22 protein-coding genes are annotated in these 20,979 nt (G+C 64.1%); 13 read left to right on the top strand and 9 right to left on the bottom strand.

The features are described 5' to 3' along the window. Positions 1 to 94 precede the first annotated feature (94 nt). Positions 95 to 436 carry a DUF2853 family protein gene (locus JI664_RS09720; RefSeq protein ID WP_207013542.1) on the top strand — a complete coding sequence of 114 codons (342 nt, stop codon included), beginning with the start codon at positions 95 to 97 and terminating at the stop codon, positions 434 to 436. Positions 437 to 737: 301 nt separating this feature from the next. On the opposite strand, the gene JI664_RS09725 is transcribed toward JI664_RS09720, so the two are convergent. From JI664_RS09725 to cysQ, 6 genes are all read right to left on the bottom strand, one after another. Beyond that, entirely contained in the window at positions 738 to 2,147 is a 1,410-nt protein-coding gene (locus JI664_RS09725; protein ID WP_207013543.1) for a sulfotransferase family 2 domain-containing protein, read from the bottom strand. Next, complete coding sequence (locus JI664_RS09730; RefSeq protein WP_286173994.1) at positions 2,147 to 3,844, bottom strand: beta-1,6-N-acetylglucosaminyltransferase; 1,698 nt, start codon at positions 3,842 to 3,844, stop codon at positions 2,147 to 2,149. Before JI664_RS09730 ends, JI664_RS09725 begins: the two co-directional genes overlap by 1 nt. After that, a complete protein-coding gene (locus tag JI664_RS09735; protein ID WP_207013544.1) occupies positions 3,841 to 4,851 on the bottom strand; it encodes a glycosyltransferase family 2 protein in 1,011 nt (336 codons plus the stop codon). Before JI664_RS09735 ends, JI664_RS09730 begins: the two co-directional genes overlap by 4 nt. 99 nt (positions 4,852 to 4,950) lie before the next feature. Continuing rightward, positions 4,951 to 5,976: a glycosyltransferase family 2 protein gene (locus tag JI664_RS09740; protein ID WP_207013545.1), complete on the bottom strand. Its 1,026-nt coding sequence runs from the start codon at positions 5,974 to 5,976 to the stop codon at positions 4,951 to 4,953. Positions 5,977 to 6,086: 110 nt separating this feature from the next. Beyond that, positions 6,087 to 6,983, bottom strand: coding sequence for a UTP--glucose-1-phosphate uridylyltransferase GalU (gene galU, locus JI664_RS09745; protein ID WP_207013546.1), 897 nt, complete (start codon positions 6,981 to 6,983; stop codon positions 6,087 to 6,089). A gap of 179 nt (positions 6,984 to 7,162) precedes the next feature. Continuing rightward, positions 7,163 to 7,960, bottom strand: a complete 798-nt coding sequence (gene cysQ / locus JI664_RS09750) for a 3'(2'),5'-bisphosphate nucleotidase CysQ (RefSeq protein ID WP_207013547.1) — start codon at positions 7,958 to 7,960, stop codon at positions 7,163 to 7,165. Positions 7,961 to 8,079: 119 nt separating this feature from the next. On the opposite strand from cysQ, the gene JI664_RS09755 reads away from it, so the two are divergent. The 5 genes from JI664_RS09755 (at position 8,080) to JI664_RS09775 (ending at position 11,367) form a co-directional block, all read left to right on the top strand. Continuing rightward, positions 8,080 to 8,901 carry an ABC transporter permease gene (locus JI664_RS09755; protein WP_207013548.1) on the top strand — a complete coding sequence of 274 codons (822 nt, stop codon included), beginning with the start codon at positions 8,080 to 8,082 and terminating at the stop codon, positions 8,899 to 8,901. Between the two features lie 9 nt (positions 8,902 to 8,910). Further along, positions 8,911 to 9,522, top strand: a complete 612-nt coding sequence (locus JI664_RS09760; RefSeq protein WP_207013549.1) for a peptide-binding protein — start codon at positions 8,911 to 8,913, stop codon at positions 9,520 to 9,522. 60 nt (positions 9,523 to 9,582) lie between these two features. After that, complete coding sequence (locus JI664_RS09765) at positions 9,583 to 10,029, top strand: YaiI/YqxD family protein (protein ID WP_207013550.1); 447 nt, start codon at positions 9,583 to 9,585, stop codon at positions 10,027 to 10,029. Then, positions 10,026 to 10,973, top strand: a complete 948-nt coding sequence (locus tag JI664_RS09770) for a DMT family transporter (protein WP_207013551.1) — start codon at positions 10,026 to 10,028, stop codon at positions 10,971 to 10,973. Before JI664_RS09765 ends, JI664_RS09770 begins: the two co-directional genes overlap by 4 nt. An 82-nt stretch (positions 10,974 to 11,055) precedes the next feature. Next, the gene (locus JI664_RS09775) at positions 11,056 to 11,367 is read left to right on the top strand and encodes an H-NS family nucleoid-associated regulatory protein (RefSeq protein ID WP_207013552.1); all 312 of its coding nucleotides are present in this window, start codon (positions 11,056 to 11,058) and stop codon (positions 11,365 to 11,367) included. Positions 11,368 to 11,545: 178 nt separating this feature from the next. Here the strand turns inward: JI664_RS09775 and map are convergent, their stop codons facing one another. Beyond that, the gene (map, locus tag JI664_RS09780; RefSeq protein ID WP_207013553.1) at positions 11,546 to 12,355 is read right to left on the bottom strand and encodes a type I methionyl aminopeptidase; all 810 of its coding nucleotides are present in this window, start codon (positions 12,353 to 12,355) and stop codon (positions 11,546 to 11,548) included. Between the two features lie 210 nt (positions 12,356 to 12,565). Here map and JI664_RS09785 point away from each other — a divergent pair, with 210 nt between their 5' ends. From JI664_RS09785 to gph, 6 genes are all read left to right on the top strand, one after another. Continuing rightward, on the top strand, positions 12,566 to 14,011 hold the full coding sequence (locus JI664_RS09785) for a hypothetical protein (protein WP_207013554.1): 1,446 nt from the start codon (positions 12,566 to 12,568) through the stop codon (positions 14,009 to 14,011). Positions 14,012 to 14,089: 78 nt separating this feature from the next. Continuing rightward, a complete protein-coding gene (locus tag JI664_RS09790; protein WP_207013555.1) occupies positions 14,090 to 14,809 on the top strand; it encodes a competence/damage-inducible protein A in 720 nt (239 codons plus the stop codon). Continuing rightward, positions 14,806 to 15,507 (top strand): GNAT family N-acetyltransferase, encoded by a 702-nt coding sequence (locus JI664_RS09795; RefSeq protein ID WP_207013556.1) that lies wholly within the window; start codon positions 14,806 to 14,808, stop codon positions 15,505 to 15,507. Before JI664_RS09790 ends, JI664_RS09795 begins: the two co-directional genes overlap by 4 nt. After that, the gene (locus tag JI664_RS09800; protein ID WP_207013557.1) at positions 15,504 to 16,064 is read left to right on the top strand and encodes a peroxidase-related enzyme; all 561 of its coding nucleotides are present in this window, start codon (positions 15,504 to 15,506) and stop codon (positions 16,062 to 16,064) included. Before JI664_RS09795 ends, JI664_RS09800 begins: the two co-directional genes overlap by 4 nt. A gap of 145 nt (positions 16,065 to 16,209) precedes the next feature. After that, positions 16,210 to 17,457, top strand: coding sequence for an MFS transporter (locus JI664_RS09805; protein WP_207013558.1), 1,248 nt, complete (start codon positions 16,210 to 16,212; stop codon positions 17,455 to 17,457). A 10-nt stretch (positions 17,458 to 17,467) separates the two neighbouring features. Beyond that, positions 17,468 to 18,118 carry a phosphoglycolate phosphatase gene (gene gph, locus JI664_RS09810; protein ID WP_207013559.1) on the top strand — a complete coding sequence of 217 codons (651 nt, stop codon included), beginning with the start codon at positions 17,468 to 17,470 and terminating at the stop codon, positions 18,116 to 18,118. Here gph and ubiG read toward each other — a convergent pair. Beyond that, the gene (gene ubiG, locus JI664_RS09815; RefSeq protein WP_207013560.1) at positions 18,115 to 18,852 is read right to left on the bottom strand and encodes a bifunctional 2-polyprenyl-6-hydroxyphenol methylase/3-demethylubiquinol 3-O-methyltransferase UbiG; all 738 of its coding nucleotides are present in this window, start codon (positions 18,850 to 18,852) and stop codon (positions 18,115 to 18,117) included. The genes gph and ubiG overlap by 4 nt on opposite strands. A 72-nt stretch (positions 18,853 to 18,924) precedes the next feature. Between ubiG and pip the strand changes: the two genes are divergently transcribed. Continuing rightward, positions 18,925 to 19,908, top strand: coding sequence for a prolyl aminopeptidase (gene pip / locus JI664_RS09820; RefSeq protein WP_207013561.1), 984 nt, complete (start codon positions 18,925 to 18,927; stop codon positions 19,906 to 19,908). On the opposite strand, the gene JI664_RS09825 is transcribed toward pip, so the two are convergent. Next, the gene (locus JI664_RS09825; protein ID WP_207013562.1) at positions 19,905 to 20,789 is read right to left on the bottom strand and encodes an esterase-like activity of phytase family protein; all 885 of its coding nucleotides are present in this window, start codon (positions 20,787 to 20,789) and stop codon (positions 19,905 to 19,907) included. The two genes, pip and JI664_RS09825, sit on opposite strands and share 4 nt — an antisense overlap. Between the last annotated feature and the right edge of the window lie 190 nt (positions 20,790 to 20,979).

Genomic DNA, 20,979 nt, shown 5'->3' on the forward strand with positions numbered 1-20,979 from the left:
CCGGACCCGCGACGCCGCGCTTTTGGCTTGCCCGAAAGCGCGGCGTCTTCGTAAGCTCACCCGTGAGATGGAAGAAACCAATGGGGAGACCACGATGGGACGCCGCGACGAGCTGATTGCGAAATACGCCGAGGATTTGCGCACCAAATGCGGCATGGAGCCGGATATGGACCTGCTGACCAAGGTCACCATCGGCTGCGGGCCGTCGATCTACGACGCCGACGCGGCGACGGTGGCGGCCAGCCAGCCGGGTGAGATCGAGACCGTCAAGACCAAGTACCTGATGAAGAAACTGGGCCTGCCCGACGGTCCGGCGCTGGACGAGGCGATTGCCAGCGTGATCGAGACTTATGGCAAGTCCGAGCGCAACAAGTACCGCGCGGTGGTCTATTACATGCTCTGCAAGCATTTCGGCAAGGAAGCGGTCTACGCCTGAGCGCACTTCTGGAATGCGTGGCATTTGACTGAAATGCCAGATACTTGCGCTTTGCCTTGAGCGCGCGACTGTGACAGGGTGAGTTCAGGGCCAGGATGGCCCGGGACATATCCAGATCTACGTGTGGTGCGAAGGGCACGTGGGAAGATGGGGGTTCCGGGCGATCGGAACCCCCATCGCTTTTGTGCGCCCCCGACCTTTTTTGGCGGAACGTGGCGCGGCGGTGTTCCTGACTTCCCCTCGAAAGACGCTGACGAATGACGACCCTGAAAGAGGACGGTTCCGGCTGCGCCTGTGGCGGCTACAGATCCGCGAAACCGAACGTATCGAAATCCCGGCCATAGGCCTCGCGCACGAGGCGGGTGATCTCATCATCGCGGATCTCGGACAGGGGTCGCGCGGCGGGGGTGGTCTGATCGCTCCACTCGTCGCTCCATTCGGGGGGCGACGGATGGCCCATGCGGCGGGCAAGATGGGGCAGATCCTCGGCCAGATCCTCTTCGCGCAGCACCAGATCGGGCGAGATTACCTTGGCATAGCCGTCGAGCAACGCGGCCTGCGTGGCCCAGATCGGCCAGGGTTGCAGCCCGGTCTGCCCCGAGATCGAAGCGCGGCAGAATTTCAGATAGGCTTTGAAGGCGTCGCGGTCCGCGTTCAGCGATCCCCGGGCAAGGGTGGGATCGCTGCCGAACAGCCGGATCATATGCTCGCGCACGGGCTCGACCTCGCCCGTGGCGATGCGGGTCGTGAACACGTCATAGGCGCGTTTGAGCGGGTGGCGCAAAACGGTGAAACTGCGCTGTCCCTTTTGCCCCTGCCGCCAGCGATGCAGCCGCCCTTCGTCAAAGCCGGTGGCGAGCGCGTCGGGCGTCACCCGGTCGAGTGCAGCCATCCAGCGGATCACCTCTGTTTCGGGCGCTCCGCGCAGGGGCAGGAACAAGAGCGGCGTCTGAACCCCGCCCTGCGCCGCGTCGAGCATCGGCCCGCGCCGTACCTCGAAATTCGGCGTGCGGCCCAGATCGAACCGGTCGATCCGCGCCAGCGCCTTGGCCACATCGCCGGGATTGGAGAGTTTCTGATCCAGCGGCTCGGGGTTCTGCTTCTTCAGCGCGCGCGGCAGCCGGTCGATATGCGATGCCAGACCCAGCCAGCGCGCCAGCCCGTTGAGCACCTCGAGATCGTTGGCATCGTCGTAACCGATATAGAACGCGCTCTGGCCGGTGGTCTGCAGGGTGTTGAGGATCTCGATCTGCGTGGATTGCAGCCGGGACAGATGGGTTTCGAATTCGTCGGCGTCGAAGCTCACCTGCGTTTGCCGACGGTTCTTGACATCGCCCAGCTTCCACTGGTTCGTCGCCGCCGCGATCTTGCGCGAGACATAGCTGTCGAGCGGGTTGCGTGTCAGCACGATCTTGGCGCAGGCGGTATCGTGCAACACATGGTCCCAGATCCGGGGATCGTGGTCGTGAAACAGCCGGAAGCCCGGCATCCGCGCCTTGGTATCGCGGACGGCCATCATCAGCGACCAAGGATCGGCCTCGCGCTGGGCGAAGCTCACGCCGAGATAGCTTTCGGTGCCGGGCGTGTTGATGAACCCGGTATTGAACAGCTCGCCATGGCATTCGATGCCGTCGAAGGCGTTCAGGTTCGATTCCAGCAGGTTTGAACCCGTGCGCATCTCGGCGAGGATCACGAAATAGTCGAAGGCCATCATTTCATCCGATGCGAGGGGCCGGGCGGCAGCGGCGTGGTGGGGAAATCGCCCATCAGCACCGGCTGCATGCCCTGATTGCGCAGGTCCTGCAGGAACGAGCCGAAGCCGTTCAGATCGACCAGTTCCGGAATGCGGATCATCCGCGACTGCGCATGGGGCGCGATCTCGTCGAACAGCAGATGCAGCGGCTCGGCGGGATTCTCCAGAAACTCGGCCATCGTCCAGATGCGGATCCGCGCGCGCACATGCGGCGAATGCAGGATGTCGATCATGTCGGATTCGATGCGCTGCAGCCGCGCCGCCTCGCGCCGGATCTCGGCCACGTCGCGGCCCGATAGGTAAAGCGGCACCGCCCAAGCCCCGGAAATGACCGAGATCTGCGCGTTGGAATCGGTGGCCATGAACCACAGCAGGTCATAGCGCCGGCCCTGTGTATCAGCGGGGCCGAACTGGAAGCACTGCCGCTCGCCCCGCGCCGACCACAGCAGATTGGTCAGGAAAGCGCGCGGGTTATAGTCGCGCAGACTGGCGCTATCGGACAGCCCGCCCGCGAAGGTCTTTTCGCGCCCGGCGAATTCGGCCTTGTGGGGGGCGAAGAGATGCCCGTGCACCCGGCAATTCGCGACCGAAGACAGCCAGCCCTCGAAATCCTGAAACACCTCGGTGAAACCCTGAAACACCGAATAGGGCTCGGCCGTTTTGCCGTTCTCGCGGTTCTGCATCGGGAAGCGGCTGGCCATGTAAAGCCCCGCGCGGCCCCTGATGCGCTGCTCGGTAGCGCGGGCAAAATGCCGGTCGATGCGCGAGGGTTGAGGCTCGGCCAGATTGACCGGCCCGGGGCGCGGCGACAGGAAGTGCTGGTACAGCCGATCCGACCCCCGCCAGATCTTGCGCGCCATGAAGCAATCCGAGCGGCGTAAAAGCTGCAGGTGATCGTCGTAGAACACATGCGGCTTGCCCTGATGGTCGAACTTGCCCAGCGTCGGCGAGCGGCTTTCGATCTGGCGCGTATGAAGCCGCACCAGCGTCTGAAAATAGCTCTCGTCAGGGATCCAGACGCGCTTGAAATAGCGGTCATAGACGGGGCGCATCGGGTCCTTCAGGATCGCCTCGAGCGTCTCGCGAGTCAGGCACCACCACTGACTGCCGATATGCGGCACGATCCCGTCGGGAATGTCGCGTTTCACGTGCAACAATCGCTGCGCGTCGACCAGCCGGTCGAACAGCCATTTGTTGGTCTTGAAGCCCACCGGGAAATGCAGCGTGAAGCGCTCTTCGGACAGGCCGCCCTTGGTCCAGTTCACATCCGCCACGCTGACGGATTCGATGAAATCGGTATCGGGATGGCGGTCAAGCCAAGCCTGCAGATCCGCGACGGGCCGCAGGGGCAGGCAGGCGCCCGACAGGGCATAGACGCGCTCGATCTTCGGAAAACTCTCGAGCATCAGCTCGGTCGCCGCCTGCATCGCCGCGACAAGTGACCACTTGCCCCAATCGCAGCGAAAGCGCTTGCTGAACCGCACGTCGGGCAGATCGGCTAGCGCCTGAACCAGTCCCGCGCGGTCATCCTGAGGCGTACGCGCATCGACATGGATCACCACCGGACTGCCCGAGGCCGCCACGAAGCGCGCGACCTGCGCGGCCCGGTCCAGCGCGGTATGCACCAGCATGATGAAGCCCAGCCGTTCGCTCATGCCCAGCTTCCTTTCGACATCAGCCCCATGATTTCCAGCTGCCGCCAGTTGATGAAGCGCTCGGACCATTTCGTCCACAGGTTCGTCTCGTCGTCGAGCCCGCGCGCATAAGCGTGGTATTCGCGCCCGCCCATGTAATGCTCGCCACGCGCCAGCTCTTCGTCGGCCTTTTCGCCCAGCGTGGCGAGGAATTTCGCGTGTAACAGACAGCCCGAGGCCTTCTCGCCCCCCAGCGTGTCATAGGTCAGGTTCAGCCCGCGCGGCAGCAGCATATGGGTCGAACTGACATAGGCATAAGACCGGTGCCATTTCACCAGGGGCACCTTGTTGAGGGCGGGTGCGGCCTTCGGGTGATCGGCAAAGAAGGCGCGCGCGCGCGGGCCGCCCTGAATCCACAGATTGCGGAAATCGGCATTGCGGGTGATCGTATAATTCGCGCTGTCGAACCAGCTGGCGATTTCCAGCGGATTGCGCCCCTCGATACAGGGCTGCTCCCTGACCGGCCCGCGCGGATAGACATCGAGCAGCAGCGTGCCAAAACTGCGCAGACCCGCATCGTCCAGCCAGTCGGTCAGCGCGCGCAGCGGCCGCGTGTCGCAAAACGGGTAGAGGAAGAACTCGTCGACATCGACCACCAGCGACCAGTGCCCGTGACCATGGCGCCGCAACAGGGCATTCATCCAGTCCATGCCGAAGCGTGACGCCTTGTAGCTCGCTTCGGTCCGCCAGAGCGAGACATCGGGTTGCGCGGCCAGATAGTCGGTTGATCCGTCATCCGAACCGTTATCGACGATCAGAAAATGCTGCACGCCCAGATCGCGGTAATATTTCAGGAAATAGGGCAGCCGCGGCTTTTCGTTGCGCAGCGTGGCGAAAAGCAGGATGGCGTTGCGGTCGATCCCGCTGGTCCGGTTTCGCACCGCGCGCAGATCACGCGCTTTGCGCCGGGCGCGGAACAGCCAGCGCCGACGTCGCAAACGCAACCGGTATGAAGACACAACGCCCACGCGTCACCCACTGCCCAAGCCTGTTTCGGCTCGTTTTTCTTGGCGCGACTTTAACCCGATCCGGATCACCGGCAAACCCCTAACTGCCGCAAGGGTTGATCACCCCCAGCCGCCCCGCGACATCAGCCCCTCGGCTTCCAGCTGGCGCCAGTCGCGATAGGGGGTCGACCACGGCGTCCACAGATCCGGCGACCGCGTCAGCGCGTCATAGTAATCGTCGAAAGCGCCCGGCTCGCCGAAATGCTGGCGCCGGGTCTTTTCCTCGACGGATTTCGCGTCGATGCCGGGCAGGAACTTGGTGTGCAGCAACACGCCCGACAATTTCTCGCCGCCATCCCGGTCGTAGACCGAACCATTCAGCCAATGTGGCAGCAGCACATGGGTCGAATTCAGATAGACATAGCGCCAGTGCCACTTGATCAGCGGGATCTTCGTCAACGTCGGGCCGCGCTCGGGCCGCTCAGTAAAGAACATCCGTGGCCGCGGCCCGCCCTGGATCCACAGCGCCCCGGTATCGGGTTTGCGGGCGATGGTGTAATTGCCCTTGTCGTACCAGCCCAACGCTTCGACCGGATTCTGGCCGGGGCGATAGGCCACCGCGTCGAGCGGCCCCTTGGGATAGAGATCGAGCATCAGCGCGCCAAAGGCCACCTCTCCCTCGGCATCCAGAAAATCGCACAGGGCCGGCAAGGGGCGCGTGTCGTGATGGGGATAGACCAGCAGCTCGTCGGCATCGACGCCCAGACACCAATGCCCGACCCCGTGCCGCTGCATCAGCGCCATCATCCAGTCGACCCCGAACCGCGCCGCGCGGTAACTGGCGCGGGTATGCCACAGCGACACATCAGGCTGCGCGGCCAGAAAATCGCCGCTGCCGTCGTCGCTGTCATTATCCACGATCAGGAAGTGACGGACACCCAAGCTCCTGTAATGGCTCAGGAAATAGGGAAGCCGCTGGATTTCGTTGCGCAGACAGCTAAAGGCCAGCACGTCGCCCGGCGCGATCTGGTCCGTACGGTCGGCCAGCGCGGCCAGCTGACGCCGCTTGAAGAAAGCGCGCGCGATCCGCAGCTGCCGTCTCCGGCGCCACTTATAGGCACTCCACAGGCTTCGGGCCTTGGGCATGGGACTCCTTCGCGTGCTTCACTTTGCCCTAAATACTCTCGGGGGTGAATTCGCGAAAGCGAAGAGGGGGCGGAAAGCCCCCTCTCTTTGTCTTTGCCGATGCGGGCGGCTTACTGTGCCGCGTTGCGCATCGCCATCATGTCGTAGATGTAATCCTGCAGCTCGTCGCGCAGGTCTTCGCGAGCCAGACCGAAGGCGAGGGTCGCTTGCAGGAACCCGGCCTTCGAGCCGCAATCGAAGCGCTGGCCCTCGAAGCGATAGCCATAGACGTTGTTCTTTTCGACGATCTGGCGGGCGATCGCATCGGTGAGCTGGATCTCGCCGCCGGCGCCGGTTTCATGGCTGTCGAGCGCGCGCATCACATCGGCGGACAGCACGTAGCGGCCGATAACCGCAAGGTTCGACGGTTGGGTGCCCGGCGCGGGTTTCTCGACCATGCCCGAGACCGGCAGCACCGCGCTCATCCCGGCGGGAACGTCGAGGATGCCATAGGACGAGGCCTTGTCCTCGGGGACTTCCATTGCCGCGACCATGTTGCCGCCGGTTTCCTCGTAGGCTTCCAGCATCTGCTTGAGGCAGGGCTTCTCGGCGGCGATGACGTCGTCGGGCAGGATCACCGCGAACGGCTCGTCGCCGACCAGATGGCGTGCGCACCACACGGCATGGCCCAGACCCAGCGCTTGGTTCTGGCGGACATAGGAAATCGCGCCCGATTCCATGCAGGTGTCGTTATAGATATCCAGCAGCGATTGCTTGTTCTTCGCCTTGAGCGACATTTCCAGCTCGGGCGAGCGGTCGAAGTAATCTTCGAGCGCGCTTTTGCCGCGCGAGGTGACGAAGATGAATTCTTCGATCCCGGCTTCGCGGGCCTCATCGATCGCGTATTGGATCAGCGGGCGATCCACCAGCGTCAGAACTTCTTTCGGAACAGCTTTCGTCGCGGGCAGGAAACGGGTGCCCAGACCGGCGACAGGGAAGACGGCTTTCGTGACTTTATTCTTGCGCATCGGGACGCTCCACCTTGCTACACACATCGTGGGTCTCACTGCCCACCGACAAGATGGTTAATCGCGGCCAATCGGGGCGCGATTGTGTCCGGAAACCGGGATTTTGTTGATGAATCAAGAAAAGCGGGGCCGGCGCGCGCCGCAATGCCGCGAGGCGCGCGCCAGATGGGCGGGTGTGCTTATTTCAGCGCCACTTCCGGGCTGAGAACCAGAAAGAACGGGTTCTCGTAACCGGGCTTGCCATAGGTCAGCGGCGTATGGTCGTCGAATCGCAGCACCGTGCCGCCCGCGCCCAGCACCACGGCATGACCGGCGGCGGTGTCCCATTCCATCGTGCGGCCAAGGCGGGGATAGAAATCGGCCTCACCGGTCGCCACCAGACAGAATTTCAGCGACGAGCCCGCGCTTTTTGCGTCCTTGACGGCATAACGGTTGATGTATTCGTCGGTCGCCGCGTCGCGATGCGATTTCGACGCCACGACCAGAAGCGCGTCATTGTCGGGTTTGGACACGCGGATCGGCGTCACCTCGCCCTGCTCTTCGCCGAACGGCCCGGTCTCTTCGACCGAAGCCCCATCGGCGCGGGTATAGAACAGCCGTTCCTTGGCGGGCGCATAAACGACGCCGCGCACCGGCACCCCGTTTTCCACCAGCGCGATATTCACGGTGAAATCCCCGCGGCGCTGGACGAATTCCTTGGTCCCGTCGAGCGGGTCGACGATGATGAAGCGGTCGGCCTTCAGGCTGTGGGTTTCGGCGGCTTCCTCGGTCACGACGGCGATCTCGGGGAAGTCCTTGGCCAGCTCGGCGCGGATCACTTCGTCGGCGGCCTCGTCAGCCTCGGTGACCGGTGAATTGTCGGATTTCGCGCGGGCTTCGAAATCGGGGCGGCCATAGACCTCCATGATGACCTCGCCGGCCTGCAGGGCGATCTTGCGAAAGGCGGTCTCGATGAGTTGATGAAAATCGTCCGACATCAATAATATCCTTGGGTGGACGCGTCAGAGCGCGAGTTGATCGAATTCGGCTTTGGACTTATCCTTTGCTGCTCCCGGAATGCAAGGTTCGGGGTTTCTTACCGGCGGAAAGAACACCGATGCTCAGCAATCGCAGTCAGGACGGATGGTTCGTTTCCGCCTTCACGATCCTTGAATTGATCTATCATGCCGGGGTGCGGTCGGTGCGCAACCAGCATGGCAACGCCATGATGGGCCTGCTGATGAACATCGCCCAGACCCTGCTTCTGGTCGGCGTGTTCTACGGCATGTATTATTTCGTGGGCTGGAAACCGGGCGGTATCCGGGGCGATTTCCTGCTTTACCTGATGACCGGGGTCTTCCTGTTCATGTGCCACGTCAAGGCGATGGGCGCGGTCGTCGGCGCCGAAGGTCCGACCTCGGCGATGATGAAACACGCGCCGATGAACACGATTGTCGCCATCGGCGCCGCCGCGCTGGGCGAACTTTACGTGCAGATCCTGTCGGTGTCGGTCGTGCTGTTCATCTACCATGCCGCGTGGGAGCCTTTGGTGATCCATGATCCGCTGGGCTGTATCCTGATGCTGCTGCTGGCGTGGTTTTCGGGCGTTGCGGTGGGCACGATCTTTCTGGCGATGAAGCCGTGGTCGCCCAAGGCGGTAGGGCTGGCGTCGCAGATCTATTCGCGGACCAACATGTTCGCCTCGGGCAAGATGTTCGTGGCCAATTCCCTGCCCGGAATCATGCTGCCCTATTTCGCGTGGAACCCGCTTTTTCACATCATCGATCAGGCGCGCGGCTTCGCGTTCCTCAATTACAACCCGCATTACACCAGCACGTTATACCCGGTCGTCGTGACCTTCGCCCTGCTGCTTGTCGGCCTGATGGGGGAGTTCTATACCCGCAGGCGGGCATCGCTGAGCTGGGGCGCCAAGCAATAGGAGTCTTCCATGCTTTCGCGTTTCTTCCTTCTTCTGACCTGTTTGTTCCTAGCCCAGACCGCGCTTGCGCAGGAATTTCCCGCCCTGCACCGGGTGGTCGATGTCCGCGCCGGCGACTGGCTCAATATCCGCGCCGAACCCGATGCAAGGGCCGAGATCCTCGGCCGTTTCGACCGTACCCAAACCGGGATCGAGGTGATCGGTCTGTCCGAAGACCGCCGCTGGGGGCTGGTGCGCACCGACGAAAGAGTCGGCTGGTCGTCGATGCGCTATCTCGAAGCCGAGCGCAGCGACAGCTGGATCGACGGCCAGCAAAGCCTGACCTGCATGGGGACCGAGCCGTTCTGGACCTTCCATCTGTACCTTCCCGGCAATTCCGCGACCTATGACAGCCTTGCCGACGGGGCGATGACCTTTACCACCGACGCGCCGAACCTGCCCATGACGCGGGGCCCCTATACCCTTGCCGTGCCGTTCAGCGGGCCGCGCAGCGGCATGGTGACGATCCGCAACGCGGTCTGCGACGACGGGATGAGCGACCGGCTGTATGGGCTTGAGGCGCAGGTCTACTGGCGCGGGCAGCGCGACGGGTTGTCGGGTTGCTGCATACTGGGTGGCTAAGGCGCGCTTGTAATCCCTCGGGCGGCGGGCATAGATCGACCGGCAACCAAAAAGGTCCTCATGCCCACCGTTTTCATTGATGCCGATGCCTGTCCCGTGCGCGACGAAGCGCTTCGCGCGGTGCTCAGGCACGACGCAACCATCGTCTATGTCTCGAATGGCGGGATCCGTCCGGTCGATCACCCGAAGGTCCGGATGGTCTATGTCGATCAGGGGGCGGATGCGGCGGATAAATGGATCGCCGAAGCCTGCGCGCCGGGCGACATTGCCGTCACCGCCGACATTCCGCTGGCCGCGCGCTGCGTCGATGCCGGGGCACTGGTGCTCAAGCCCGACGGGTCCGAACTGACGACGTCCAGCGTGGGGCAGGCGCTGGCGATGCGCGATCTCGCCGCCGATCTGCGCTCGGCCGATCCGTTCCGTCAGGGGTCAGGCAAGAGCTTTACCAAGCGCGACCGGGCGCGTTTTGCGCAGGCGCTGGACCGGGCGCTGACGAGGGCACGATGAGCGGGGCCACCGCGCGCCCCGCCCCGCCCGTCGCGCTGGTGGGCGGGCTTTGCGCGGTGGGCGCTGCGCTGGGCTTCTCGCTCAATGACATGGCGGTCAAGTTCCTGTCCGGGGCCTATCCGCTGCATCAGGTAGTGTTGTTCCGCTCAATGGTCGCACTGGCGATCATCCTGTCGGTGGTCATCCCTCTGTCCGGCGGCTACCGCATTCTGCGCACGACGATGCTGGGCAAGCACCTGCTGCGCGGCTGTTTCATCGTCATGGCCAACATGACCTATTTCATCGCGCTCGCGGCGATGCCGATTGCCGATGCAACGGCGATCTTCTTCGTCAGCCCGCTGGTGATCGCCCTGTTCTCGATCGTATTTCTGGGCGAAACCGTCGGTCCGCGTCGCTGGACGGCAATCGGCGCGGGGCTTGTGGGCGTGATCGTGATGATCCGCCCGGGGACCGAGGCATTCAGCCCCATCGCCCTGCTGCCGCTTCTGGCCGCCACCGCCTATGCGGCGCTCAACACGATGACCCGGCATATGGGCGTGCGCGAAACGGCGGCGTCGATGGCGGCCTATACGCAATTCACCTTTCTCGGCTTCAGCCTTGTCTTCGGGCTGATTGCCGGGCGCGGCGATTTCCTGCCGGTCGATGCGGGGCCTTCGGTGGATTTTCTTCTGCGCGGCTGGATCTGGCCGCAAATGGTCGATGTGCCGTTTTTCGTTCTCGCCGGGATCGGCACGGCGATGGGCGGTTTCCTGATCGCGCAGGCCTATCGCCTGTGCGAATCCGCGCTGGTCGCACCGCTGGAATACGTGGCGATGCCGATGGCGGTTTTCTGGGGCGTGGCGATTTTCGGCGAATGGCCGGATGCGGTTTCATGGACCGGAATAAGCCTGATTTTGGGCGCCGGCATTTATCTGATTTGGCGGGAAACGCGGAAATCGGCGTGACCGGGTTTTGCAAAATGCTATTGACCTGAGAGCGGTTCTTGTGCAGAGCAAGATTGTTACCACTCATTGACAGGATCAAACCATGATCGATCTGGACGCTCTTTCGTTAAAAGAGCTCAAGCAACTCAAGAAAGAGGTTGATGCAGCGGTTATCGAGTATGCCGAACGGGAACGCCGCCGTGCCTTGGAAGAGGTCGAGGCTTTCGCGCGTGAGCGCGGGCTGACCGTTGCGGATCTTAACCAGTTGGTCGCGAAGAAAACGCGCAAGCCTGCTGCACCGAAATACGCCAATCCCGAAGATCCCTCGCAGACCTGGAGCGGACGTGGCCGCCGCCCGCGCTGGATCGAAGCCGCCCTCAGCGATGGCAAATCGCTCGAGGATATGGCGATCTGAATGCGTTAATTAACACGTTCGTTATTTTTGTTTTGTGAACGTTTATTAATGCGACCATTAATCCGGATTGTTGACACTTGTCATCGCAATTCGCGGAAAATGAAAAAGCGGCGGCCGTTTGGCCGCCGCTTTCTATTCAACTTATGGTTACCTGAGGCCGCTTTTTGTGCCCCGGCTTTCAACCCCAGGTCGGATGAAACTTGCCTGCGGGAGAAAGTGTGAAGATCTCGCAACCATCGGCTGTTACGCCGATTGAATGCTCGAATTGCGCCGACAGCGATTTATCGCGCGTCACAGCGGTCCATTCATCGGCCAGAACTTTGGTCTCGGCGCGGCCCAGATTAACCATCGGTTCGATGGTGAAGAACATGCCTTCTTCCAGCCGCGCCTCGCGCCCCGGACGGCCGTAATGCAGCACGTTGGGCGGCGCGTGGAACACCCGGCCCAGCCCGTGCCCGCAGAAATCGCGCACCACGGACATGCGCTGGGATTCCACATAGCTCTGAATCGCGTAGCCGATATCGCCGAACGTGTTGCCGGGCTTCACGGCCTCGATCCCCAGCATCAGCGCGTCATGCGTCACCTGAATCAGCCGCTCGGCCTTGCGGCCCAGTTCGCCCGCGACATACATCCGCGAGGTATCGCCGAACCAGCCATCGACGATGACGGTAACGTCGATATTCAGGATGTCGCCGTTGCGCAGGACCTTGTCACCGGGAATCCCGTGGCAGACCACGTGGTTCACCGAGATGCAGCTCGCATGCTGATAGCCGCGATAGCCGATCGTTGCTGACGTGACGCCCGCCGTCTTGATCATCTCTTCGATCAGGCGGTCGATCTCGCCGGTCTTCTGGCCGGGAAACACATGCTCGGCGATATCGTCCAGAATTTGCGCGGCAACCTGCCCCGCCTTGTGCATCCCCGCGAAATCTTCCGGATCGTGAAGCCTGATCCCTTCGCGGGTGACGGTGCCCTTCTTGTCGTACACGGCATGACCTCTTTTTTGCCCGCTCTAAATAGGCGCTCTTGGCGAAAATGACCAGTCGGGCGCCCCCGGTGGCGCCGTTCGACCGCACGGGACCGGCGCTATGCGTGAATGTGTTGCGCCGAAGACGCGACGTCAGGGCGATCGCGCATGGCTCTCTTGTCTCTGACCCCATCCCCCATAGACTGGGGCGCGTTCCCGGGGGATGACGACATGCAGCACAAAACCGCTTTCTGGGCGTCCAGCGCCCTCGCCGTGACCCTCGCGGTCGGATCGGGCGCGCAGGCACAGGATTATCGGGCACAGGGTTTCGAGATCGAAACCGGCCTCGACGTGCTGCAATCCCCCAACACGCTGATCGAAGGGCTGCACCGGCTCTATATCGGTCGCCGCGTCTCGCCCGTCTTCAGCGTCGGTCAGTCCATCTATTCCGGCGCGCTGGGCGATGCCGGTGGCGCGTTCTTCTGGGGTTTCGAAGGCGTCGCCACCCTGCCCGTCAGCCAACGGCTGTCGCTGTCGTTGTCGGGCTTCGTCGGCGGTGGCGGAGGTGCGGCGCAGGTGATCGGCGACGGGCTGATGCTGCGCGCGGGCGTGGCGCTGGATTATCAGCTTTCGCCGTCGTGGGACGTGCAGGCCCATGCCGCGTGGCTGCGCATCGATGGTGCGCCCATCGACGGCCCGACCTTCGGGCTTGGCCTGCGCTACCGTGTCGGTGCGGGCGGGCTGGGCTTCAGCAGCGGCGGCGTGCCGGAATTCGACGCGATCTCGGTTTTCGCCACGCAGACCACCTCGCCCTCGGGCACGCGCACGCGGCCCGGGCCCCAGCAGCCCGATATCTCGATGGTCGGCGCGCGCTTCCATGTCGATACCGGCCCCAACACGCAGCTCTGGTTCGGCGGCGCCGGTGCGGCGCGCGGGGCGCAGGGGTACATGCAGATCATGGGCGGCGCCCGCTATATCCAGCCGGTCGGCGGCCTGAGCTTCTTTGCCGAAGGGTCGGCGGGCTTTGCGGGCGGCGGGCTGGTCGATACCGGCGCGGGCCTGCTTCTGGGCGCGGCGCTGGGCGCCAGCATGCCGGTCACCCGCACGATGGATGTCGAGCTGTCGGTCGGCGCGACGATGGCGCCGGATGGGGATTTCTCGGCGGCGACCCTGACGCTGGGCCTGATGCGGCATTTCAACCGTGACGGCATGGGGGGCGGCGCACAGCGCTGGGCCTATACCGGCGGTATTCAGGCGCAGTCGGCCGAGGCGGGCTTTTTCATCACCCCGCGTCCGGGCACCGATTACGTGGTCATGCAGCACAGCGCCTTCGACTACTTCCTTGGCGACCGGCTCTATGCCACCGGCAGCGCCATGACCGCGCTGCAGGGCGGTGTCGCGGGTTACGCGCTGGGCATGGTGGGGCTGGGCTATGAGATGCCGCTCACCTCGCGCTGGAGCATTTCGGTCGAGGGCCTGCTGGGCGCGGCCGGCGGCGGCGGCGTGAACACGGCGGGCGGTATCGTTGCCGGGCTGCAGGCCGATATCGACTACCGTGTTGGCGAAAGCTGGCGGATCTCGGCGGGGATCGGGCGCCTTGCCAGCATCGAGTCCGGCGGCATGCAGCCGATGACGCTGTCGCTGGGCGTGAAAATCCCCTTCACCACCCATCGCTGAGTTCTGCCCGGCACCGATTGGAAACCCCGCATAACCGCGCTAACCTCCGGCTCGAACGCAAAGAGGTAATACAGCGCCATGGGCAATCCCACCGCCGCCATGCTCGTCATCGGGGACGAGATCCTGTCGGGCCGCACCCGCGACACGAATACCAACCACCTCGCCAAAGAGCTGTCGACCCGTGGCATCCGCCTGTGCGAGGCCCGCGTGGTGGCCGACGACCAAGACGCCATCGTCGCGGCGGTGAATGCCCTGCGCGCGGCCTATGATACGGTTTTCACCTCGGGCGGGATCGGCCCCACCCATGACGACATCACCGCCGATGCCGTTGCCGGCGCCTTCGGTGCCTCCATCGATGTGCGCGACGATGCCCGCGCGATCTTGGAAGCGCATTACCAGCGCACCGGGTTCGAGCTGAACGAGATGCGCCTGCGTATGGCCCGCATCCCCGAAGGCGCCACGCTGATCGACAACCCGATTTCGGCCGCGCCGGGTTTCACGCTGGGCAATGTCCATGTGATGGCCGGCGTGCCCGCGATTTTCGAAGCGATGGTCGCCAGTGTCCTGCCCACGCTGACGGGTGGCGATCCGCTGCTCAGCCAGATGATCGATATCGACCGGGGCGAGGGCGAGATTGCGGGCAAGCTGAAGGCTCTGGCCGAGAAATTCCCCGATCTGAGCTTCGGCAGCTACCCCTATCAGCGCAACGGCGCCTATGGCACGCAGCTGGTCGTGCGCGGCACCGATGCGGGGCAACTCGACCGGGCGATGGTCGAACTGGCGGCGCTGGCACCATGAGCGCGGCTTTGTTCGCGGCGCTCGAGGCAAGCTGGCCGCCTGTATCGTCTGAGGCCGCCGGTCCCTTCCGCCGCCGCGACGGCGCGGGGGGCGGCAAGCGGACCAGCGCGACGGTGCTTGAGGGCGCGTATTCCGATGCCGCGCTCGACGCGCTGGGGCCTGACCCGCTGTTTCAGATCCGCCTTGGCGCCGATGCCGATCAGGACGCGCTGGATCATGCGCTTGAAGCGCGCGGCTACCATATCGTCGATCCCACCGTGCTGATGACCGCGCCGATCGACACCATCGCCGAGAAGCCCAAGCCGATCACCCTGCCGACGATCTGGCCGCCGCTCGCGATCCACCGGCGGATCTGGGAAGCGGCGCAGGTCGGTCCCGCCCGCATCGCCGTCATGCACCGCGCCGCCGATCCGAAGACCGCCGCCATCGCCCGCATCCGCGACAAGCCCGCGGGTGTGGGTTTCGTCTCGGTGCATGAGGGCATCGCCATGCTGCATGCCCTCTATGTCGAACCGCCGTTCCGGCGCGAAGGCGTCGGGCGCGACATGGTGCGCGGCCTTGCCTGGTGGGCAGAGCAGAACGGCGCGCAGACCTTCGCGCTGGCCGTGGTCGCCGCCAATGCGGGCGCGCGGGCGCTTTACAATGATCTTGGCATGTCCGAGGTTGCTGCTTACCACTACAGGGAGAAGACACCATGACCCGGATCAGCGCGCTGGACCTGCCGCAGATGGACCCGCTGCCGCCCGAAACGCAGCGCTATTTCGACATCTGTCAGGAAAAGCTGGGCATGGTGCCGAACGTCCTGCAGGCCTATGCCTTCGACATCACCAAGCTGAATGCCTTCACGGCGATGTATAACGACCTGATGATGGGTCCGTCCGGCCTGTCGAAGCTGGAACGCGAGATGATCGCTGTGGTGGTCAGTTCGATCAACCGGTGCTGGTATTGTCAGGTGGCGCATGGCGCCGCCGTGCGCGCGCTGGGCACGCCGGAACTGGGCGAGGCGATGGTGATGAACTGGCGCTATGCCGATCTCGACGCGCGCCAGACCGCCATGCTGACCTTCGCCGAGAAAGCGACCAAGGCCTCGGCCGAGATCGTCGAGGCCGACCGTCAGGCGCTGCGCGATCAGGGTTTCACCGACCGCGACATTTTCGACATCGCCTCGACCGTGGGCTTTTACAACATGTCGAACCGCGTCGCATCAGCGATCGGAATGCAACCCAATCCGGAATATCATGCGCAGTCGCGCTGATCCGGCCTTGACCCTCACACCCGCGTGAACAGATTATCGCGACCCTGCCCCGGGCAGACCGGATCGATCCTGCGTCATCTTGTCTGAAATACTCCGGGGGTGCGGGGGCTGGCCCCCGCGTTGTCGCCTGTCACGGATCGCATCGATGCCTCAGAAAGCCCCGCTCATCACTCCCGTCCTGATCGGCGGCTGTCTGGTCATCATGATCGGCTTCGCGATCCGTGCCTCGTTCGGCGTGTTCCAGATCCCGATTGCCGAGGAATTCGGCTGGCCGCGTGCCGAGTTCTCGCTCGCCATCGCCGTCCAGAACCTTGCATGGGGGATCGGCCAGCCGCTGTTCGGCGCGGTGGCCGAGCGTTTCGGCGACCGCCGGGCCATCGTGCTGGGCGCGCTGTTCTACGCAGCCGGTCTGGTCCTGTCTGCCTTTGCCATGACGCCCGGCTCGATGCAGCTTCTTGAAATCCTTGTCGGATTCGGCATCGCCGGCACCGGCTTCGGGGTGATCCTGGCCGTGGTGGGTCGCGCCGCCTCGGATGAGAACCGCTCGCTCGCCTTGGGCATCGCCACCGCTGCGGGCTCGGCCGGGCAGGTCTTCGGCGCGCCGGTGGCCGAACTGCTGCTCGCCTCGTTCCCGTGGCAGACCGTGTTCCTGATCTTCGCGGTCGCTATCCTTGCCGTTCTGGCGGTGCTGCCGATGATGCGCTCGCCGGTGATGGCCACGCGGGCCGAGCTGGAACAAAGCATGGGGCAGGCGCTGCTGCAGGCCTTTCGCGATCCGTCCTTCTCGCTGATTTTTCTGGGCTTCTTCTCCTGCGGCTATCAGCTGGCCTTCATCACCGCGCATTTCCCGGCCATGGTGACCGAGATGTGCGGCGCGATCTCGCCGAACGGTTATCTGGCGGCGCTGGGCATCACCACCACCTCGGCGCTGGGCGCCGTGGCGATCGCGGTGATCGGGCTGGCCAATATCGCCGGCACCATCACCGCCGCCTGGGCGGGCAAGCGCTGGACGAAAAAGTACCTGCTGGCGGGGATCTATCTGGCCCGGACGGTGATCGCCGCGACCTTCATCCTGATGCCGATCACGCCCGCCTCGGTGCTGATCTTTTCTCTGTTGATGGGCGCCTTGTGGCTGGCCACGGTGCCGCTGACCTCGGGCCTCGTCGCGCATATCTACGGGCTGCGCTACATGGGCACGCTTTATGGCTTCGTGTTCCTCAGCCACCAGATCGGCGGGTTCCTCGGCGTCTGGCTGGGCGGCGCGCTGTACGATGTCTACGGCGATTACACGCTGGTCTGGTGGGTCGGCGTCGCGGTGGGGGCGTTCTCGGCGCTGGTCCATCTGCCGATCCGCGAGAAACCGATCAACGCGCCGCTGATGGCTGCGCAGTGAGGGCCCTGTAATGAGGATCGTCTTCGACCTTGACGGCACGCTTATCGATTCCGCGCCCGATATCGCCCACGCCGCGAACGAGGTGCTGAAATCCGAGGGCTTCGCGCCGGTGACGCTGGAACAGACCCGCAGTTTCGTGGGCAACGGCGCGCGCGTCTTTGTCGAGCGGTTGGAACGCGCCTCGGCTGGCGGGAACGCGCCGGACCGCACTGCCCGCATGCGCGCCCGCTTTATCACGGAATACGAGCGCGCCCACGGGCATACGGTGATCTATCCGGGGGTCGAAGCGGCGATTGCCACGCTGAAGTCCCAAGGTTGGCGCATCGGGCTGTGCACCAACAAGCCGATGGTGCCGACCCGGGCGGTGCTGGCGCATTTCGGCTGGTCGGATCTGTTCGAGACCGTTCTGGGGGGTGATTCGCTGCCGCAGATGAAGCCTGATCCGTCCCCCCTGCACGCCGTGCTGGAGACGCTGGGCGACGGGCCTGCGGTCTATGTCGGGGACAGCGAGGTCGACGCGATGACCGCGCAGGCTGCGGGCGTGCCCTTCGCGCTTTACACCGAGGGCTATCGCAAGACGGGTCTGGATGAGATCCCGCATAGCGAGGCGTTCGACGACTGGGCCGCCCTGCCCGGCATTGCCGCCCGGCTGATTGTTTAGTCCCGGCGGATCGAGGCGGTGACGTAGTTCACCGACAGGTCGCGTTCGGACAGAGACCAGCTCCACAAGATCGGGTTGAATACCATGCCCTTGCGGTCCACCGGGTCCAGGCCGGCTTGCCCGATCAGCGCGTAAAGCTCGTCCGGGGTGATGAATTTTGCCCATTCATGCGTGCCGCGCGGCAGCCAGCGCATCACCACCTCGGCCCCGAAGATCGCCATCGCATAGCTTTTCGGGTTGCGGTTGATGGTCGAGCAGATCATCAGCCCGCCGGTTTTCAGCAGGTCGTGGCAGGCGGTCAGATAGGCCAGCGGATCGGAGACATGCTCGACAACTTCCATGTTCAGCACCACGTCGAACCGCTCTCCCGCTGCGGCCAGATCTTCGGCCGTTGTGTGGCGATAGTCGATCTCGAGCCCCGATTGCTCGGCGTGGACCTGCGCGACGGGAATGTTGCGCTCGGCTGCGTCGGCGCCGACCACCTCGGCCCCCAGTCGCGCCATCGGTTCCGACAACAGCCCGCCGCCGCAGCCGATATCCAGCAGACGCAGCCCTTCGAACGGGCGCGGCTGTGACAGATCGCGGTCGAATTCGGCGGCGATCTGGCTGGTGATGTAATCCAGACGGCAGGGGTTGAGCATGTGCAACGGCTTGAACTTGCCATGCGGATTCCACCAATCCGCGGCCATGGCCTCGAATTTCGCAACTTCCGCTGGGTCGATGGTGCTGTTCATGCTGCGCTCCGCCTTGCCTTTTGTGTCCGCATCCCGTGGAATGCCTCCGCCGAGCGGTATATAGACTGGATGATGGATAAGTCCCACGAGCAAAAGAGCGCAGCCGCGTATCTCTACCCGCCCATCGAGCCCAACAACCGGCAGATGCTGGAGGTCGGCGACGGGCATACCCTGTATGTCGAGGAATGCGGCAACCCCGACGGCGTCCCCGTGGTCGTGTTGCATGGCGGGCCGGGCGGCGGGTGCAGCCCGATGATGCGGCGTTTCTTCGATCCCCGGCATTACCGGATCGTGCTGTTCGACCAGCGTGGCTGCGGGCGCTCGCGTCCCCATGCCAGCGTCGAGGCGAACACCACCCAGCACCTGATCGCCGATATCGAGCGGATCCGCAAAACGCTGGGAATCGGCCGCTGGGTCGTGTTCGGCGGAAGCTGGGGCGCGACGTTGGCGCTGGCCTATGCGCAGGCCCATCCCGCCAATGCCGCGTGGCTGGTCCTGCGCGGCGTGTTCATGGGAACGCAGGCCGAGCTCGACTGGTTCTATGGCGGCGGCGCCGGGCGTTTTTACCCCGAGCTATGGTCGCGTTTTTCCGAGGCGATTCCCGATGACGAGCAGGACGACCTGATCGCCGCCTATCACCGGCGGTTGTTCTCTGGCGTCTTTGCCAAGGAAACGCGCTATTCGCGGCTCTGGTCGGATTGGGAAAACGCGCTCGCTACGGTCGAGACGCGCTTTCCGCATGAGACGCCGGTCGACTACGCCCGCGCCTTTGCCCGGCTCGAAAACCACTATTTCACGCATAAGTGCTTCTTCGACCGCGATGGCCAGTTGCTGGACGAGATCTGGAAGCTGAACGGCGTGCGCGGCACCATCGTGCAGGGTCAGTTCGACATGATCTGCCCGCCTGTCACCGCGTGGAAACTGCACCGCGCGTGGTCGGGCAGCACCTTGTCGCTGGTGCCGATGGCGGGTCATGCGCTGTCGGAACCCGGCATCACGCGTGAACTGGTTTCGGTGATGGAAGGGCTGAAAAGCTCGGGCCTGCTGGAACGCTAGGTCAGACGGTATTCGGCGATTTCGGTCCTCTGCAGGACGTTCTGGTTGTCGTCGGATACCGTGGTCGCCCACAGATGGCCCTGCGCGTCACGGGTGATCGAGATCCCCTCGTGATTGTCCAAAGACCCCATCGAGGTTTCCACCAGCGTTTCCGGTCTGCTCCAGTCGCCGGGACGCAAGCGACTGATACGACTGGCAAAAAATGCCAGCCGGAACTTGCGCTCAAGCATATAGAGATTGCCGTCGGGGCCGAAATCCAGACCCACCGGTCTGAACCCGTCGCGGTCGGGGATCAGCGCGAGGATCTCCCAGTTCTGGCGCAGGCGATAAAGCGGGAAGGTGCCGTCCAGCGGTGCTTCGGGCACGACATAGACCGCGCCCTGTTCATCGACGGCGATCCCTTCGAGGCTTTCGTTCTGCGGCAGCCGTTCCCAGCTTTGCGCGACCGGCAGCGCGGTGGCCGCGCCGCGTTCATCGGCATAGACCGAGATCCGGCCGCGCCGGTTCTCGAACGACACATAAAGCGTGCCGTCCAGCCGCTGATCCAGCCCCTCGGAATCGCCCCGCCCGCCGCGCAGCGCGTTGCCCGCCGTGCCGCGCAGGCGAAAATGCTCGATCTTCTGGATGCCGGTCAGCGTGCCCTGTGCATCGCGGATCAACCGCGCGCGCACCACGAAACCCCGGTCGCTGAGAAACAGCGCGCGACTGCGGTCGGTGCTCAGTTCGATGCCCGAAAAGCCGCCGAAGAACTCGCCCGGCTCGGACCAGCGCAGCAGCGTATCGGGGCGCACGATCTGCGCCTGCGCGGCCTTTGCGGGCAGCAACGCGGCGGCGGCGCTGGCAGCGCCCAGGGTCATGACATCGCGGCGGGAATATCGCATGGCGGTGCCGATCCTAGCGCCGCTCGGGGCGCGAGGGAATCCGTCACCGGGCGTCATCCGCACATATCGCTTGAATTTCTCGCGACCGGGGCGTATATCGCCTTCAACAGCGGCGCTGGAGGGTCCAAACCTGCAGCCCACCGGACACTTTCGCGGGCCGCTTCGGCCCGTTTTTTTATTTCTGGAGTTC

This window comes from Rhodobacter sp. NTK016B, from assembly GCF_017303295.1.
Classification (GTDB): domain Bacteria; phylum Pseudomonadota; class Alphaproteobacteria; order Rhodobacterales; family Rhodobacteraceae; genus Pararhodobacter.